The organism is Novosphingobium sp. MD-1 (genome assembly GCF_001014975.1).
Taxonomy (GTDB): domain Bacteria; phylum Pseudomonadota; class Alphaproteobacteria; order Sphingomonadales; family Sphingomonadaceae; genus Novosphingobium.
In genome coordinates this window covers 426,704-442,818 of the sequence record NZ_BBXA01000030.1, presented here as the reverse complement: position 1 = coordinate 442,818, position 16,115 = coordinate 426,704, and the positions used below count along the sequence as shown (strand labels likewise).

At 58.5% G+C, this 16,115-nt stretch carries 13 protein-coding genes; 8 read left to right on the top strand and 5 right to left on the bottom strand.

Annotated features, from left to right (window positions below; all coding sequences use genetic code 11):
- Positions 1–5: 5 nt before the first annotated feature.
- Positions 6–305 carry an EthD family reductase gene (locus NMD1_RS15105; protein WP_199558140.1) on the top strand — a complete coding sequence of 100 codons (300 nt, stop codon included), beginning with the start codon at positions 6–8 and terminating at the stop codon, positions 303–305.
- Here the strand turns inward: NMD1_RS15105 and NMD1_RS15100 are convergent.
- The 3 genes from NMD1_RS15100 to NMD1_RS15090 all read right to left on the bottom strand — a co-directional run bounded on the left by NMD1_RS15100 (position 280) and on the right by NMD1_RS15090 (position 4,253).
- The gene (locus tag NMD1_RS15100; protein WP_158453979.1) at positions 280–579 is read right to left on the bottom strand and encodes a helix-turn-helix domain-containing protein; all 300 of its coding nucleotides are present in this window, start codon (positions 577–579) and stop codon (positions 280–282) included. The genes NMD1_RS15105 and NMD1_RS15100 overlap by 26 nt on opposite strands.
- A 776-nt stretch (positions 580–1,355) precedes the next feature.
- On the bottom strand, positions 1,356–1,958 hold the full coding sequence (locus tag NMD1_RS15095) for a TetR/AcrR family transcriptional regulator (RefSeq protein WP_118074280.1): 603 nt from the start codon (positions 1,956–1,958) through the stop codon (positions 1,356–1,358).
- 114 nt (positions 1,959–2,072) lie between these two features.
- Positions 2,073–4,253, bottom strand: a complete 2,181-nt coding sequence (locus NMD1_RS15090; protein ID WP_118074281.1) for a TonB-dependent receptor — start codon at positions 4,251–4,253, stop codon at positions 2,073–2,075.
- A 127-nt stretch (positions 4,254–4,380) separates the two neighbouring features.
- Here NMD1_RS15090 and NMD1_RS15085 point away from each other — a divergent pair, with 127 nt between their 5' ends.
- The 3 genes from NMD1_RS15085 to NMD1_RS15075 are packed head-to-tail and all read left to right on the top strand — an operon-like array spanning position 4,381 to position 7,606.
- Complete coding sequence (locus tag NMD1_RS15085; protein ID WP_125955358.1) at positions 4,381–5,937, top strand: AMP-binding protein; 1,557 nt, start codon at positions 4,381–4,383, stop codon at positions 5,935–5,937.
- On the top strand, positions 5,934–7,235 hold the full coding sequence (locus tag NMD1_RS15080) for an MFS transporter (RefSeq protein ID WP_158453978.1): 1,302 nt from the start codon (positions 5,934–5,936) through the stop codon (positions 7,233–7,235). Before NMD1_RS15085 ends, NMD1_RS15080 begins: the two co-directional genes overlap by 4 nt.
- 11 nt (positions 7,236–7,246) lie before the next feature.
- The gene (locus NMD1_RS15075; protein ID WP_158453977.1) at positions 7,247–7,606 is read left to right on the top strand and encodes a nuclear transport factor 2 family protein; all 360 of its coding nucleotides are present in this window, start codon (positions 7,247–7,249) and stop codon (positions 7,604–7,606) included.
- On the opposite strand, the gene mlrC is transcribed toward NMD1_RS15075, so the two are convergent.
- Positions 7,603–9,138, bottom strand: coding sequence for a microcystinase MlrC (gene mlrC / locus NMD1_RS15070; RefSeq protein WP_304413634.1), 1,536 nt, complete (start codon positions 9,136–9,138; stop codon positions 7,603–7,605). The genes NMD1_RS15075 and mlrC overlap by 4 nt on opposite strands.
- A 140-nt stretch (positions 9,139–9,278) precedes the next feature.
- Between mlrC and NMD1_RS15065 the strand changes: the two genes are divergently transcribed.
- Both NMD1_RS15065 and NMD1_RS15060 read left to right on the top strand, forming a co-directional pair.
- Positions 9,279–10,289 carry a CPBP family intramembrane glutamic endopeptidase gene (locus NMD1_RS15065; RefSeq protein ID WP_125955355.1) on the top strand — a complete coding sequence of 337 codons (1,011 nt, stop codon included), beginning with the start codon at positions 9,279–9,281 and terminating at the stop codon, positions 10,287–10,289.
- Between the two features lie 5 nt (positions 10,290–10,294).
- Entirely contained in the window at positions 10,295–11,566 is a 1,272-nt protein-coding gene (locus tag NMD1_RS15060) for a peptide MFS transporter (protein ID WP_147457753.1), read from the top strand.
- Here the strand turns inward: NMD1_RS15060 and NMD1_RS15055 are convergent.
- Positions 11,550–13,175 carry a serine hydrolase gene (locus tag NMD1_RS15055; protein ID WP_125955354.1) on the bottom strand — a complete coding sequence of 542 codons (1,626 nt, stop codon included), beginning with the start codon at positions 13,173–13,175 and terminating at the stop codon, positions 11,550–11,552. The genes NMD1_RS15060 and NMD1_RS15055 overlap by 17 nt on opposite strands.
- Before the next feature lie 66 nt (positions 13,176–13,241).
- On the opposite strand from NMD1_RS15055, the gene NMD1_RS15050 reads away from it, so the two are divergent.
- Positions 13,242–14,504: a dipeptidase gene (locus NMD1_RS15050; protein ID WP_233497671.1), complete on the top strand. Its 1,263-nt coding sequence runs from the start codon at positions 13,242–13,244 to the stop codon at positions 14,502–14,504.
- Complete coding sequence (locus NMD1_RS15045; protein ID WP_199558139.1) at positions 14,504–15,964, top strand: amidohydrolase family protein; 1,461 nt, start codon at positions 14,504–14,506, stop codon at positions 15,962–15,964. The genes NMD1_RS15050 and NMD1_RS15045 overlap by 1 nt, the downstream gene beginning before the upstream one ends.
- Positions 15,965–16,115: the final 151 nt, after the last annotated feature.

Genomic DNA, 16,115 nt, shown 5'->3' with positions numbered 1-16,115 from the left:
CCAGCATGACAATGACCCTGATGGCGCTTTACGCCCAGCCCGCCGATCCCGAAGCCTTCGACCGTCACTACACCGAAGTGCACACGCCGTTGGTGGAGAAAATCCCCGGGCTTGAGGCCCTGCGCGTCAACAAGGTGCGCCGCAAACTGATGGGCGATACCGAACTCTACCAGATCGCTGAAATGGACTTTGCCGACAAGGCGGCCTTTGGCGGGGCCATGAGCTCGGCCGAAAACCAGGCTGCAGGCGCCGACCTTGCGGGCTTTGCCAAGGGCATCGTCACGCTGCTGGTAGTTGAACGCTAGGTCCGGCCGCGTCCGGGGCGCGGCGCGCCCGCCAGCGCCCCGGGCTTTCTCCGCAGTAGCGCACGAAGGCCCGGTTGAAGGCTGCTTCGGAACCATAGCCGACCGGCACAGCAATGATCTTGACCGTGTAATCCTCGCGCTCGCGTATTTCCGCCGCCATATCTATTCGCAGCGCGGTCAGGCATAGCAGCGGCGGCACGCCGACCAGATCGGCATGCGTTTGCCGCACGGCGGATTGATCAAGGTGTTCTGACGCGTCAGCCACTTCCAGCACGAGCAAGTCTCCCCGACGCGCAATCCACCGCGACGTTGCATCAGACTCGTCATGCGCAACTTGGGCGACCGCCCAGAACGATTAAGGCAGGACGTTGGCCAAAAGCGGCACCCAGCCGACCAGGAATTACAGCTAATCGGGCATCTCCCGAACCTACATGTCCAGCGCAAGAAGAGTGCGAGTTCCGCCGGGAGTTCGCGATATCTCCTCGAAGGCGAAGGCCTTGCGGCCGTCGATTCCGATGCAGCTGCCAGTTGTCACCAGGGCCGGCGGCCAGTCCGCGATCCGCACTCACATCGGCCCTTACGAACCAGAAAGAACCACCTGAGCACAAAATGCTTGAAGTGCGCGCGCTCCCAACTACGCGACAACAACCTGGTCGAGAACTCGAATCTTCCTGTGCGACGAGGCAAGCGGGAAATTCAGCGCTTCAAGTCCCAGGGACAAGCCCAGCGTTTCATTTCCATCCACTCAGCAAACAACTACAAATTCAACATGCTGTGTTACCTGAGCTCCAGACAGGCCATCCGGACCTTCCAATGCGCTTCCATGGCGGAATGGAATGTTGCGACCTCCGCTGCAGCGTGAAATCGAGACCTGCTGGCTCGGCGCGCATTCGCGAAGTTACCCTCACAGTAACACCGACAGATCTTCTGACTAGTTTTACTGCTGCGCGAATGGGGTGGCTCTCAATCCCTAGCTCAGCGATGCCCAAGTTTAGTTCAGGTTATCAGGCCAGTTCACCGAGTTCCGATAACCGCCCCATCGAGTGTCCATCAATCGACATCAACGGTTTGGATGCCGCCAAGCACGAAATCACGTACAAGATCGGCAAGTTGCTCTAACTTAAGCTTCCCGTCTGGATTGTACCAAGTGTAGGTCCAGTTGATTGTACCGTAGATGAGCAATGTTATAGGTGTCCGAAAATCTGCAGCCTCGGCAATGTCCGGTCTGATCTTGACGACGATTGCCGTCAGAAGTTTAACCGGCACGTCTTCAATCGCGCGCAACTCTTTTTGCTGATCGCCGGTCAAAACTGTCATTTCATTGAACAAAATCGGGTAGTTTATGCGATAGTCATCATAGATACGCAAGCATTCGAGAATAAATTTGTACAGCGAGACCTCAGGAGCGAGCCCCTCGATATCGATCGCTCCAAGGCGAGCTCGAACCTCCACCAGAAAGTCCCGCAGCAGTGTGAAGAGAATGTCTTCTTTGGTCGGGAAATAATGATAGATCCAAGCCTTGGAGGCGCCACAGGCTGAAGAAAGCTCAGAGATCGAGGTTTTCGCAAAGCCCTGCCTTGCGAAGAGGCCCGAAGCAGTATCAAGGATCAAGCGCTTCTTATCTTCATGATCCTTAGCGCGCACTCCGACCATAGCCTGTCATCTCCGCCGCTGCATCGCATCGACCTTAAGCCGGGTAGATCGGATATCAAGCGGGGATCCCAGCCTTATCCCCGGTACCGGGGATGATATCCGCGCCCGTGGCAATCAGAAACGACCAGCAAGCCGCAGACCCCATGTACGCCCCAGTTGCCTGGCAACTAGCGTGTTCAGCCCGACACCCAGCGGAGCCGGAAAGCCCCCATCGGAGATCAGGATGACGTCCTGTTTGTCCGCGAGGTTGTTGACAAAGCCAACCAGGTCGAAATGCTTTCCGTAGATGCCAGCCGAGAGGTTGATCGAAGCATATGACGGCGTTGTACGAGCCGCCGAGTTCTCGCGATCGCCGAATGTTCTCGAGCGATAGAGATATTCTCCTCTCGTCCCCAGCGACCAGTCATCACTAACCGGAACCCGCAAGGTCGCCGAGAGGTTGCCAGTCCACTTTGGCGCTCCGGGCAGCCGGTTTCCGGAAAAGTTGAGGGCCCCGTCGGTGTACCTGCTATATCTAGCGTCGGTGTAGCCAAGGACCCCGTTCACCGTCAGAATGCTAGTCGGCCGCACGGTCAGTTCGGCTTCCACCCCCTGCAACCGGGCCGATGCGGCGTTGGTTACGATAGCTACGACTGCCCCGCCACCGCCGAGGACCTGGGTAAGCTGCGGTGTCTGAATGTCAGAATAATCCTGACGGAAGACGTCAGCGTTAAACGTGATGCGGTTATCGAGGAACTGCGCCTTTATACCCAGTTCATAATTCCAGAGGCTCTCGTCACCAAACCGCAAGGCTTTAAAAGTCGTAATGCGCGGCGAGGTAATATTGTCGACGTTCCAGCCGCCCGACTTGAAGCCTTTCGACGCCGTGCCGTATACCATGATGGCACGTGAGGGCTGGTAGCGCAGGGTAAACGTGGGCGAGACATCCGTCGCGCTGATCCTGTCGAACTCCTGTGGGAGGTTCGGGGCGCCAATTATCGGGAAGCCATTCTGCTGGTAATTGAGACGCTTGGCTTCGTCGGTGTAGCGAATGCCGACAGTCGCGGTCAGCTTATCGACAAGCTCCCAATCGATACTTGCGAAAGCAGCCACTGCTTCGGTGTCTGCCTCGCCAAAGGTATCGCCGACCTTCCCCCTGAGCGGCGCAAATCTACTGTCGGGACCAAATGTGCTTTGTGCGAAGTTATCGGTATCCTGGCGGAATAGGTACGCGCCGATCAAATAGTTGATTCTATCTCCCAGCTTGCCGGACAAGCGCAACTCTTGCGAAAACTGCGTCTGTTTGGACGCAGACTCGCTTACGACGATCGAGAGTGGCCCGACGTCGGAGTCGTTTGTTCTCTGGTTTTCGGCCCATCGATAAGCTGTTATCGACGTCAGGGTCGCGCCAAAGCCTGTCTCGATGTCAGCTGTTAGCGAAATCCCCTTGGATTTGCGCAGAGCGAGCGTCGGAGTGTTTACATTGCTTTCGTAGCGTCCCGTCGGCCCACCGTAACCGGCCAAAATCTCTTCGACGTAGCCGTAATTGTTCTCGTTCAGGTAGTCGGCCGAGAACACCAGCTTGACCACGTCCGAGGGTTTCCAGAGAACCTTTGCACGACCGCCGTAGCTATCGTCGTTTCCAAAGCGGCGATTGTCGAGCAGATTATGAACGTAGCCATCCCGCTTGACCCGAAATCCACCGACACTTACCGCAAGCGTATTGGAAAGCGGCGCCGAAACAAAACCCTGTGCTTCAAAACGGTTGAAGCTGCCGATTCCAAGTTCGAATTGACCGGTCGGCGTAAAGCTCGGGTTGCGCGTGACGATACTGATCGCGCCGCCGATAGCGTTCTTGCCGAAGAGCGTACCTTGCGGTCCGCGAAGGAATTCGACCCGCTCGACGTCAAAGAGTGGGGAGTCAAAAGTATAGCTTTTCCCCTGCACCACTCCGTCGATGTAGATCCCAATCCCGCTGTCGAAGCCCGGATTGTATCGTGACTGGCTAGAGACGCCCCGCACCGTAACAGTGGCCAGCGGACCACCACTAAATGTCACATTCGGAACAGCAGCAGCCAATTCGGAGACCCGAACATTGTCGCGTTCCGCAATCTTGTCGGCCGAGACTGCTGAGATCGAGATCGGAACGTCCTGGAGGCGCTCAGTGATCTTCCGGGCCGTGACCACGATCTCACCAGGCGCCTTGTCGGCTTGCGCTTCATCCACTGCTGTTGGTGCATTCTGCGCGAACGCAGCAGGCGCACTTGAGGCCATCAAAGTGACCAATGTCGCACAAACAATCGATCGACGAATCATTTCGTTCCTCCCCGAAGTTAGTCCGGTGAAATTGGCATTAACCGGCCAGCCGGTCAATATATGATTGTAACCTGACTTTAGACGGATATAAGAGAGGGGTCGTGTCCCTTGCGGTGGAGAATCAGGAATGGGGATTGATTTAGGCGGGTCTCTGGGATCCCTGATCGCGAGAGCCTGTCAACGCTGGCATCCTCGTATTGCACTCGAGTGGCCAGAAGGTGCACTCACTTACGCGGAGCTGGGGGATCGCATTTCTCAGTTCGTCGCGGCCTTTGGCTCACTCGGGCTTGCCCGTGGCGGGGCTCTGGCAATCATGGCGCCAAACCTCCCCGAGACCGCTATTGCCAATGCTGCAGCAATGGTTGCTGCCATCCGTGTAACGCCGGTTTCGCTGTTCATGTCCGACGAGGATCTGGCTTATATTCTAAGCGATGCCGAAATTGATGTCGTACTGGTGGCGCAAGAGCAAGCCGAACGAGTGGAATTGCTGGTGACCAACCTGGGCCGCAGTATCCAGGTCGCGACTCTCGGTGCAGCCGAACGAGGTATCGATCTTGTGGCGCGGGCTGATTCATTCGCCCCGTCGCCGTTGGAGCCAGTTGCTCAATGTGGTGATATCGCGGTGATTGGTTACACTGGAGGGACCACTGGCCGGCCCAAAGGCGTCGTCCATACTCACAATTCGGCGTTGGCAACGGTTTTGATGGCTGCGAGTGAATGGGAATGGCCGAGCCCCACGAACGTCGTCGCTGTCACACCGGTGTCGCATGCAGCGGGAATACTATGTTACCCCGCGTGGCTGAAAGGCGGAACCTTTCACCTGCTACCATCATTCGATCCAGCGGGCTTGGCGGACTATGCGTGCAAGCACAACGTTACCGCTACGTTCCTCGTCCCCACGATGATCTACCGGCTAATCGACCTAGCAAAGGAAACTGCGCTCGATCTTGGACCGCTCGAAACGATCATATACGGCGGCGCACCAATTGCCATTCCGCGTCTTGTCGAAGCCATAGAGCTTTTTGGGCCGTTGTTCATGCAGCTCTACGGTCAGACTGAGGCGCCAACCTGCATCGCTTACCTGGCACGAGGCCAGCATGTGCTGGATCGGCCAGATCGACTGGGATCGTGTGGAGTGCCACTGGCCAGCGTGGATATCCAACTCATTGATGCCAATGGCGCGCCTGTCGCCACCGGGGAATGCGGGGAAATCTGTGTTCGTGGGGCCTTTGTGATGCAGGGCTATTGGCGTCGTGAATCAGACACCGCAGAAGCTATACGTGATGGCTGGCTTCGCACCGGCGACGTGGGACGCTTTGATGACGACGGCTACCTGAGCATCGTCGATCGCACAAAGGACATGATCATCACGGGCGGCTTCAATGTCTACCCAAATGAAATTGAGCAGGTGATCGCAGATGTTCCCGGGGTTCTCGCCTGCGGCGTGGTAGGCAGCGACGATCCGTATTGGGGTGAGGCCGTGACGGCATTCGTTGTCTCCACTGACCCGGCCAATCCACCTGATCGAGCCCAGATCACGCGCGTTGTCAGAGAGCGCCGCGGTGTAGCCGCCGTTCCCAAGCGCATTGAATTCATCGACGCCTTGCCGATGACCCCGATCGGCAAGATCGACAAGAAAGTGCTGCGGCTATGGCGGCCAGAAGCCGTGGAGTCGCATTCGTGACGACCTCGACCGAAGCCGGAGCGACTGTCTCCGCCCGAGCTGGCTGGTGGGCCGCTGTGCTGTTCACCGTCGCAGCCATGGTTTCCTACACTGACCGCTTCATATTATCGCTGCTCGTTGATCCGATCGAGCGCGAACTCGGCATGAGCGACGCTCAGTTCAGCATTATCGTGGGAGCAGCATTTGCGATCTTCTACACTGCCATGGGTGTTGCCGCAGGTTGGCTGGCAGACCGCCATAATCGCAAACGCATGATCATCATCGGAATACTCATCTGGAGCGCCGCAACGATTGCAACTGGCTTCGCTCGAGATTTCGGCACGATGGCCATCTTGCGCGTTGCCGTTGGCACAGGCGAGGCAATGCTCATGCCTGCAGCGGTATCGATGCTCGCCAATATGTTTCCGCCCGAGCGGCGGAGCATGCCGTTGGCGCTGCTGATGTTGGGCATGATCGCCGGCAATGGTTTTGCCTTCCTCTTAGGCGGAGCACTGGTTGAGCTGGTCAGTCACCAGGCCTTCATCGGGCTGCCTGTGCTGGGCGACCTTTCTGGGTGGCGCGTCGTCATGGTGATTGCTGGCACGCCCGGAATCTTCCTTGCCGCAGCGATGGCCTCCTCCATCCGCGAACCAGTGCGCGCTGTCAGCCGACCGCCCAACTCGCTGGCAGAGCCGCTGGCGTGGCTTTGGCGGCACCGAAGACAACTCGGCCCCATCTATCTCGGATGTGCAGCTCTCTCGCTCGGCGATTTCGCGCTGGTCAGCTGGGCGCCTTCGCTGATGATCCGCAGCTATGGTGTCTCGACCTCTTCGACCGGGTTCATCTTTGGTCTCCTTGCCATCCTTGCCGGATCGCTAAGCGCGCTAGCCGGGGGGGCTGTCGCCGGTCGACTGAGAGCCACAGGCAAGGGAGACCGCCGACCTGCCGCGATTATCGCCGCAACGATCGTGGGACTGGCCGGTACCGGATTGCTGCTAGTTCCAAGCGCTTACGGAGTCATTGGCGCGATCTCGGTCTGGGGTTTCTCGAGCGCCTTTGCACAAACAGTTTCGCTGCCCCTATTCCAAGAGCGTCTCATCGACGAGGTGCGCGGAATTGGCTCATCGTTGGGCGGCGTATTCAATATCATGCTCGGGCTCAGCATTGGTCCAATCTTGGTTCCCGTTTTCAAGGAAACGGGAATGGCTCAGGCCGAAGCGTTACTCGTGGCAATGGCAATTGCGGGCGCGGCTGCAGCGGCACTGTTTGCGATGCTGTTGGTCCGTCTTCCGGTCTCAACCGCCAAGCCCGGCTCTTAATGGATCTGCTCATGTCAGAACAAAATACGATCCGACTTCTGGATCCGGTAATTCGCCAATTGGAACGATTCAACGCCCATGATGCGGACGGCTTTGCGGCCTGTTTCACAATCGATGCGCGTTTCGAACAATTGACGGGCCCGCCGGTGGCCGTGGGCCGCGCGGAGATCGTACAGGTCTATAAGCAGTTGTTTGCCAGGGTCCCCAGCCTTCGGATGGAGCTCATCGGGCGGATGATCCGCGACAACTACGTCGTTGATCATGAACTTGGCGAAGGTGACCCGACGCGCGGCCCGGATGGTCGCTTCGAGACCATAGTCGCCTATCGTGTCGCTGGCGATTACATCGATAGGGTCTGGTTTATCCGCTAGGCTGAAAAGTCGACAGGCTCGAATGGCCACATCGGTCGGGAGCGCTTGTGATAGTGACGGTTGGACGACTGCTGGCTTGAAGCGACGTAGATCACACTGCGCCCCATGTCCCCGAAACCGATTCTCCATTGCTCGGACGACTTTACGGCAACATAGCGCTTGTTCGCAGGTTCAACACCGAGCGCCCGGAACATATCGGGGCCGTAGCACTGGTCGCGAATTTCGCTGACGATGATGTCGAGACCACCTGTACTGATGCAGACGACGCGCCCCAGAGGCGGCCGAGAGCCCTGAAGGTTTTGGGTGACATTCTCGGCAAGCCCTGTGATTTTGCCGCGAACGTCGAGAGGTAGCCCGGATGCCTCGCCGACCTTGCCGCCAACGCGCAGGGAAAAATCGGCACCAAGGCCGGCTTCAAAGCCCAATTGTACTGCCAGGGGATCCCATATCGGCCCAATGCACGACGGGACGAGGTCATTGTCCAGCATCGCTCGGGCCAATGCCATATTGTCACCCGAAGCCCCACCGCCGGGGTTGTCCGAACTATCGACCAGGATTACCGGGTATGCGGTGGCCGCCTTGGCTAGCTCGATGTCGGCCGCAAAGCTTCGCTCGGGGCCGTTGCCTTTCATGATCGAAGCCATGGCTTGGTAGCGCCGACCGAAGTCTTGTGCGATAGAGGCAGCAGCTGGCTGATCGTTGTTGGTATAGATCAGCACTTTCGACCCCATCCGCGCTACATCGCCCGCACGAAAGCCTTGGATCAGTGAGCCGGAGAGGACTTCCCCTCGCCGCTCGAGCTCAAACAGGTCTGCGACCAATTCCTTCATCGGTGACGACTGCGTCGCCAGTCCGGCAACCATCTGGCAATTGAACAGGCTCGACGTCGGCATGATCTCACCCGCACGGATTCTCTCGAGTAGATCGAGAAGGTCACGCGCACGCTCGACGTAGTCGATATGCGGATAGTACTTGAATGCCACGAGTACGTCAGCAGCTCTGACCAATCGCTGCGACAAGTGAGCGTGAAGATCAAGTTCGGCCCCTAGCGCAACATCCGGCCCGACAATCGCCCGGGCACGCTCCAGAAGGTCCGCCTCGCACTCGTCCTCGCCAAAGGCAAGCATTGCGCCGTGTAAACCGAAAGCCACGATATCCACCGGCATTGCCCGTCGCAGTTGATCGAGGATCTCGTCGCGCAGTAGTTGGTAGGCTTGCGCGCTGACTGGACCACCCGGCATGGCGAAGGCACAGGTTCCCTCGATGACCTCGTAGCGTCCCTCGCGGGCACGCTCTCGAGCGGCCCACAGCGGTCCGGTCGCCTCGGTTGCGAAATCCGGGTGCTCTCCGGGGCGCCAGAGCATCGTCGCCCGGAACGCATCCAGTCCGGTTGGCAGAGGTGAGAATGAATTCGTCTCAGTACCCAAGGTCGCCACAAACACGCGCAACCGTCGCCCCGGCAGCGCTGCACCTGTCGCCTTCGATCCAGCCATCGACAAAATGCCTCCCATCAATGTTCGACGATCAAGCATAACACGAGTCTTCGGTTTGCTGTTGTTTGCACCAGCTGCTGCATCTTCACCCCATAAATCAACCGAACGGACAGTCAATTCTTGTTGACCATCCTGGGCCTATCTGAAATGTTCTGCTGACAGAACGGGAGAATTGAACCATGCGGGAGTTTGTCCGACAGCGGCCTTTGCTGTGCTTCTATGTGTTGGCGATACTGATCGCTCTCGCGGCCCATGCGCTACGCGCGATGAGCCCGACGCCGCTCGACCCGATGTTCAAGATGCTGCAGGAGACGCACGCTCACCTCAACATTATTACCGCTGTCAGGTCTACGTTCGAGTATCCGGGAGCCTATACGCTCTTACTGTTTCCGGCCGCCCCAATGTTCGCGGCCCTGATCGCAACCGGGATCGGCTATGGGCAAGCAGGATTTCGTGAACTGCTCAGCCGCTGCGCCCCGTGGCGGTCGCCTGTTTCCTGGCGTCAGGGCGTTACTGTCATAGCCGTGTGTTTCCTTGCATTCTTCGCGCTCACAGGAATCATGTGGGTTCAGACATACCTCTACGCTCCGCCTGGTACGCTTGATCGTACCTTCCTGCGCTATGGGTCAGATCCGGTCGCCATTTATGTGATGCTGGCAGCATCGCTGCTACTCAGCCCTGGCCCGCTGCTGGAAGAACTGGGCTGGCGCGGCTTTGCGCTGCCGCAGCTCCTCAAGAAGTTTGACCCCCTTACCGCAGCGGTGATCCTCGGCATCATGTGGTGGGCCTGGCATTTGCCACGCGACCTGCCAACACTGTTCTCCGGCGCCCCTGGCGCGGCCTGGAGCGTTATTGTCAAACAACTCGTCATCGCTCCTGGGTTCATTGCGAGCACCATCATCGCTGTCTTCGTATGCAACAAGCTCGGTGGATCAATGTGGGGGGGCGTGCTCACTCACGCCATCCATAACGAGCTGGGAGTAAACGTCACTGCCGAATGGGCCCCAACGGTCGCAGGCATCGGGTGGCGCCCATGGGATCTCATCGAATTTGCCGTGGCCATTGGACTCGTCCTGATTTGTGGGAGGAGCCTTGGTGCCGCATCTCCTGACAATGCGCGTTTGGCCTGGGGCAACGTGCCGCCAAAGCTTCCGGGCGGAGTGGGTGACAAGTCCGGCTCGAACGCGTGAGCGTCATGTCCCGGTGGCTTCCGAAAACGTTTCGGGATCACCCAGCGGTATTGCTGCTGGCTGCGACGGAAATGTGGGAGGCCTTCTCCTATGTCGGGCTCAGAACCGTACTGGTCTACTACCTTACGCAAGACCTGGGCTATTCGACCGAGGACGCCTCACTTATCTATGGGACGTTCCTCGGCGTAGCCTATGTAACGCCAATCCTGGGAGGGTGGATCGCCGATAGGTTTATTGGCCGATCTGCGGCAATTGTCGGTGGCGCATTGCTGAAGATGGCCGGTTACATCGGCCTTGTGATTGGCGCGAACGTCACGGGTTGCCTCGCCGCAATTGTCATTGGCAATGGCCTGTTTCTTCCCACTCTGCCCGCTACTCTGGGTGCACTTTTTTCGCCGAACGCCCCCGATCGCCAGCGCAGTTTCAGCTTCTACTATCTCGCAGTGAGCGCTGGTGCGCTGCTGGCACCGCTGATCTGCGGCACGCTTGGAGAGAATTTCGGCTGGCGCTACAGCTTCCTCGCTTCCGCTAGCGGGCTTGCGGCTGCCATTGTTATCTTTCTCGCCGGACGCCATCTGCTGCCGCCAGACCGACCTGCAGCAGCGTCCCATCCGGTCGACGAAGCGCCGGTCGCGGCTACGAGCCTGTCCGTCATCCCGCTTCTGGCAGGTGTCCTCGCAGCAGTCATCGTCTTGCGGGTCGCTTACGAGCAGCTCGGCAACACTGTCGCGCTTTTCGCCGCCAGCCAGGTCGATCGTTCGTTGGGGGCAGATATCACCATCCCCTATACCTGGTTTCAGTCGCTCAATCCCCTGGGAGTCATTCTGTTCACCCCTCTGCTCGTCTGGGGCTGGCGTAAGGCCGCCGCGAGAGGTGGCGCGCAGAACGACTACTTCAGAATGGCCATTGGTAGCTGCATCATGGCCGCGGCCTTTGTTGGGCTCGCACTGATCATCAAGCTAGGGCAACCTGGTGAGATTTCCTGGCCTGTTCTTGCAGCATTCTTCTTGATGGTAACCTTTGGCGAGTTGTGGGTGCTTCCGGTTGGACTCAGTCTGTTTGCGCGCCTGGCGCCCGCAGGACGAGGTGCAATCACCATCGCGTTCTGGTACAGTGCGCGTGCGGCTGGCAATTTTCTTGCTGGATTGATGGGCCGCGCCGAACCTGCGCTCGGATATGGTAACTTCTTCCTGCTTTGCGCAGTATTTCCTCTGCTAGCAGCAACGATCTTCGTCGCGATAGGCAGGCGCTCCCGTCGAATTATCGAAGCCGCCTGAACACTATCCCGTTCAGATTGACGGTGTGAAATGTAAAGATTTCAGGACCAACAGCATGTAATGAAAATGCGGCGTTCGGGCCCACAAGGTCATCTGCCATCGCAGCAGCTAACGGCACCGCACCTGCCGGAGTATCGAGCAACCATCCCTTCTGATCCCGTGACAGGGTTACGGTAATACCAAGCTCATCGCTGCGATATTGTCCGGGCCAAAACAATTTGGTTTCAGGTGCGCCAGTTCCAACATATTGGTACGGTATTGGTCCACTCTCAGTCCACTGAACGACGCGCTTGATTCCACTCTGTATGACTGCATAGCTCAGCAGAACACCTCGGCGCGCGCGGTAGATGCCGTCCTGGCGGCGCGTCACTTTCTCAGCTCGCATATTGTAGCTGACAATCGGCTCACCGTCACGGTGAGCGACGATGAGATACTGTCCATACAAGGGATCGCGATAATAGCCATCAGGCGCGGAGCGCAGGTCGCCAACTTTTCCCAGGCGTTTCATTTCGGCAGGATCAATTGCGCGGTCAAAAGCTGGATCGGGCGCCCCGGGCTTCACGAGCAAAGCAATTTTGCGCGCACGCTCAGCTGGCGAGATATCGTCGCGATTACACATCACGCTGATACCAATCCCGCTCTCCGGATAAAGTACGTCCATGGCGCGATTGCCCACAACCAAGCCCGAATGCGACACAACACGCTCGCTTTGCCGATCATCCACGAACAACCCACCGGCATAATCGACAGGTCTGCCAGAATGCAGTTTCCCGTTCGCGAGGCGCGCCACTTCGAGCGCCTGACCGCCGGTTGTCGCCGCGAGCGATGCACCATGCCAAAGAGCAAGATCGCCAACAGTAGTCCGCACGCCGCGGTCGCCATAGCCTTGCCAGGCCCAGGCTGCGGAGACAAAGCTACCGTTCTTGTCGATTTGATAGCCGCGCGCGTCACCTGCAATGAGACTGGTCGTATCAAGCGTTGCGCGAGTTTCCGTCATGCCCGCCGGCTTGAAGAGCCGTTCCCGCGCAGCATCCGGAAATGACTTTCCGGTTAGGCGTTCCACGATTTCTGCGAGCAGGAAGTAATTGGTGTTAACGTAGGAAAAACGACGGCCAGGTGGGCCGTCGAGTCCGCGTTGCGCCTTGACGAAGGCCAGCACTTCCTCGCGGGAATGGGGTTTGCTCTCATCGTCTCCGCGTGCCCTGAATGCATCGAAATACTCGCGAATGCCACTGGTGTGGTGCAACAAGTCCGCGACCGTAACCGGATCGTAGACCTTAGGGAGGTCAGGCAGATAGGTGCGGATAGATGCCGCCAATTTAAGTTGGCGTTCCTGTGCCAAGATCAGGATAAGAGCGGCCGTGAACTGCTTCGATGTTGACGCCAGTTCGAAGCGTGTTGCGGGTGTGATCGGCTCGCGGGTGGCTAGATCAGCAAGTCCAAAGCCGCCCTGATAGAGAACCTTGCCGCGCAGATCCACAGCATAGGCGCAGCCCGGTTGATCCGGCCGGATATCAGCAAATACCGCATCGAGCTCCTTCGGATCGACATGGGAAGTCGCCATTGGGATTGCGGCTGTCAGCGCCAGGAAAAGCTTTGTTGCAGTCATAAGATCTTGCCTCGCTCATTCAGCCAATCGAACCGCTGGATTTCCAGCGCATTTGATGGCAAAGCGATGTTTCATATTCCGCCCGGTCGGTCAATCAAAGAGAGGGATTTCCTGATGCGAAAGCGTGCAATCATCCTAGGCGCAGCTGCGCTGGTGGCATCCTCTGTCGTATTTGCTCGCAATGGAGCCCCGATGCCGTCGGCACACCGCGACGCAATCGTGCTCGATACTCATATCGACACACCTGCATTGCTGCACGTTGTCGGCTGGTCGATTATGGATCGCCACTCGCTTTCGGTAGACGGAACACAGGTTGACCTCCCGCGCATGCGAGATGGCGGGCTTGATGGTGGCTTCTTCGTCGTCTTCACCGAGCAAGGCCCGAGAACCCCGACAGGTTACACCGTGGCGCGCGATGAAGCATTGATGCGCACCATTGAAATTCGGGACATGGTCGCGCGACACCATGAGGCCTTTCAACTTGCAACACGGGCAGACGACGCCGAGAAGATCGTCAAATCGGGCAAGCGGGCCGTCTTCATGAGTATGGAGAACAGTTATCCAATCGGCCAGGATTTGTCGTTGATGCGCACCTTCCGTGCGCTCGGTGTAACGATGATGGGCCCGGTCCACGTCGGCAACAATGATCTGGCGGACAGCTCAAATCCCGACAATGGGCCAGAATGGCATGGCCTTTCTCCGCTTGGGCGCCAGTGGGTAGCAGAGGCCAATCGACTCGGCATCCTGATTGACGCTTCGCATGCATCGCCGGAAGCATTGGACGATATTCTTGCCCTGTCTAACGCACCGATCATCTTGTCCCACAGCAGTCTCAAGAGCCTTGCTGACAATCCTCGAAACATCGACGACACGAGGCTTCGTGCGCTTGCTGCGAAGCGCGGTGTCATTCAAATCAATGCCGTGTCGAGCCATCTCGGCGTGCCCAACAGTCCGGGACGCGCACCGGCCCGCACTTTGCTCGGGCAACCGGCCGCAACCATCGCCGAGCTTCGCGCGCAGCGCGCCACTGTGCTCAAGATCGAACGTGAAAATCCGGCACCGCGCGCCGATCTGGACCACCTGGTCGCTCAGATTCGGCACGCTGTCGCGCTAGTCGGTATCGATCATGTCGGATTATCGGGTGATTTCGATGGCGGCGGCGGCATCGATGGCTTCGATGAAGCAAGCGACTATCCAAAGATCAGCCAGCGCTTGCTGGCGGCCGGCTTCACGGCAGAAGACCTCCGAAAGTTCTGGGGAGGAAACGTACTGCGCGTTCTGCGCGAGGCCCAGGCCCGGGCCGAGCCTTCTGCTGTCGCTGGAATGTGATGATGCGTTCACCACAGTGCAACTTGCTGTTCCGCGGCGGGCTTGTAATCGACGGCACCGGAACGCCTGGCGTGATCCAGGATGTGGCTGTCGAAGACGGGACTATTGTCGCAACCGGAGATCTTTCTCGATGGCGTTCACGCGAGACGATCGACATAACAGGCCAAGCGCTTTGTCCTGGCTTCATCGACGTACATACCCATGACGATCACTTCGTGTTCGCCGACCCTTCGGCGCTGCCCCGGGTCAGTCAGGGGGTAACCACGGTTGTCGTTGGAAATTGCGGCGTGAGCCTCGCCCCCTTCGTCGCCTCCGGAGACCTCCCTGCCCCTTTCGCAGAAGTCGCCGCCAAGGCCGACTTCCGCTTTGCCCGTTTTCGCGACTACATCGACACGCTGGAAGCTGCACCGCCCGCGGTCAACGTCGCTGCGCTTGTCGGTCATACTACCCTTCGCGCCGCGGCGATGGACAGGCTTGATCGTCCAGCAACCGCAAGTGAGCGCATGGCGATGCGCTCGTTGGCCGCTGAGGCTATGGCCGCCGGAGCGATTGGTATGTCCTCAGGGCTCTTCTATCCTCCCGCAAGAGCTGCGCCCATGGACGAGGTAATGGCAATTGCCGAGGTCGTCGCCGAGTACGGCGGGATCTTCGCGACCCACTTGCGCGATGAGGCTGATGCCATCGATGCTGCAATCGATGAGGCACTGCTGATCGCCGAACGGGCGGGCATGCCGTTGATCATTTCGCATCACAAGCTCATGGGCGAGGCCAATTTCGGCCGCGCGCCTGAAACGCTGCGCAGGATTGTCGAGGCTTCCACTCGGCAGGAGGTCGGGTTCGATGTATACCCTTACGTTGCTGCTGCCAGCTCATTCAACCTGGACCTCTATCGCCTGTCGAAGCGCGTTGTGATCACCTGGAGCGCAGTCAAGCCTGACACTGCGGGCCGAGAACTTGATGAGGTCGCTGCCGAGTTAGGTTTGAGCGGCGAGGCGGCACTTACTGCGCTAGCACCCGGCGGCGCGGTCTACTACTGCATGGACGAAAATGATCTACGCCACATCCTTGCTTCTCCTGACGCGATGATTGGCTCGGACGGGACGACTACCAGCATTCGTCCTCACCCCCGTCTGTGGGGCACGTTCACTCGCGTTCTGGGACGTTACGTGCGTGATCAAGGTCTGTTCCCCTTCGAGGAAGCGATCCGCCGGATGACAAGTTTGCCAGCGCGGCGGTTCCGTTTGGCTGGTCGCGGCGTGATTGCAGCTGGCGCGGTGGCTGATCTGGTTGTGCTTGATCCAGCTACAGTTGCCGACGCAGCCGACTTCGAAAACCCGGTCCAACCAAGCAGAGGGGTTGAGAGCGTCTATGTCAGCGGATTGCCCGTCTATCACGACGGGGCGGCTACAGGTCTGCGCCCAGGTTGCGTTCTAAAAGGGCAACAGAAGAGCCTCAAGTAAGTCCCGCCCTTAGTGCTCTTCGATCGTGCGCGGTGAACTCAGCCGATCAGTTTTGGCAAGCCGGGCATCTCTCCCGTTGGAACGTCATGGTTGGTCTCTGCCAATCCATGCCCACCCCTGAACGCCTCGCCTGCGAGCAAGGCGGATGACA

Excerpts from the sequence above, each read along its gene's own strand:
- NMD1_RS15105 (WP_199558140.1), top strand. The coding sequence starts at position 6 with ATGACAATGACCCTGATGGCGCTTTACGCCCAGCCCGCCGATCCCGAA.
- NMD1_RS15095 (WP_118074280.1), bottom strand. The coding sequence starts at position 1,958 with ATGGTCGGAGTGCGCGCTAAGGATCATGAAGATAAGAAGCGCTTGATC.
- NMD1_RS15090 (WP_118074281.1), bottom strand. The coding sequence starts at position 4,253 with ATGATTCGTCGATCGATTGTTTGTGCGACATTGGTCACTTTGATGGCC.
- NMD1_RS15085 (WP_125955358.1), top strand. The coding sequence starts at position 4,381 with ATGGGGATTGATTTAGGCGGGTCTCTGGGATCCCTGATCGCGAGAGCC.
- NMD1_RS15075 (WP_158453977.1), top strand. The coding sequence starts at position 7,247 with ATGTCAGAACAAAATACGATCCGACTTCTGGATCCGGTAATTCGCCAA.
- mlrC (WP_304413634.1), bottom strand. The coding sequence starts at position 9,138 with ATGCTTGATCGTCGAACATTGATGGGAGGCATTTTGTCGATGGCTGGA.
- NMD1_RS15065 (WP_125955355.1), top strand. The coding sequence starts at position 9,279 with ATGCGGGAGTTTGTCCGACAGCGGCCTTTGCTGTGCTTCTATGTGTTG.
- NMD1_RS15060 (WP_147457753.1), top strand. The coding sequence starts at position 10,295 with ATGTCCCGGTGGCTTCCGAAAACGTTTCGGGATCACCCAGCGGTATTG.
- NMD1_RS15055 (WP_125955354.1), bottom strand. The coding sequence starts at position 13,175 with ATGACTGCAACAAAGCTTTTCCTGGCGCTGACAGCCGCAATCCCAATG.
- NMD1_RS15050 (WP_233497671.1), top strand. The coding sequence starts at position 13,242 with ATGTTTCATATTCCGCCCGGTCGGTCAATCAAAGAGAGGGATTTCCTG.
- NMD1_RS15045 (WP_199558139.1), top strand. The coding sequence starts at position 14,504 with ATGATGCGTTCACCACAGTGCAACTTGCTGTTCCGCGGCGGGCTTGTA.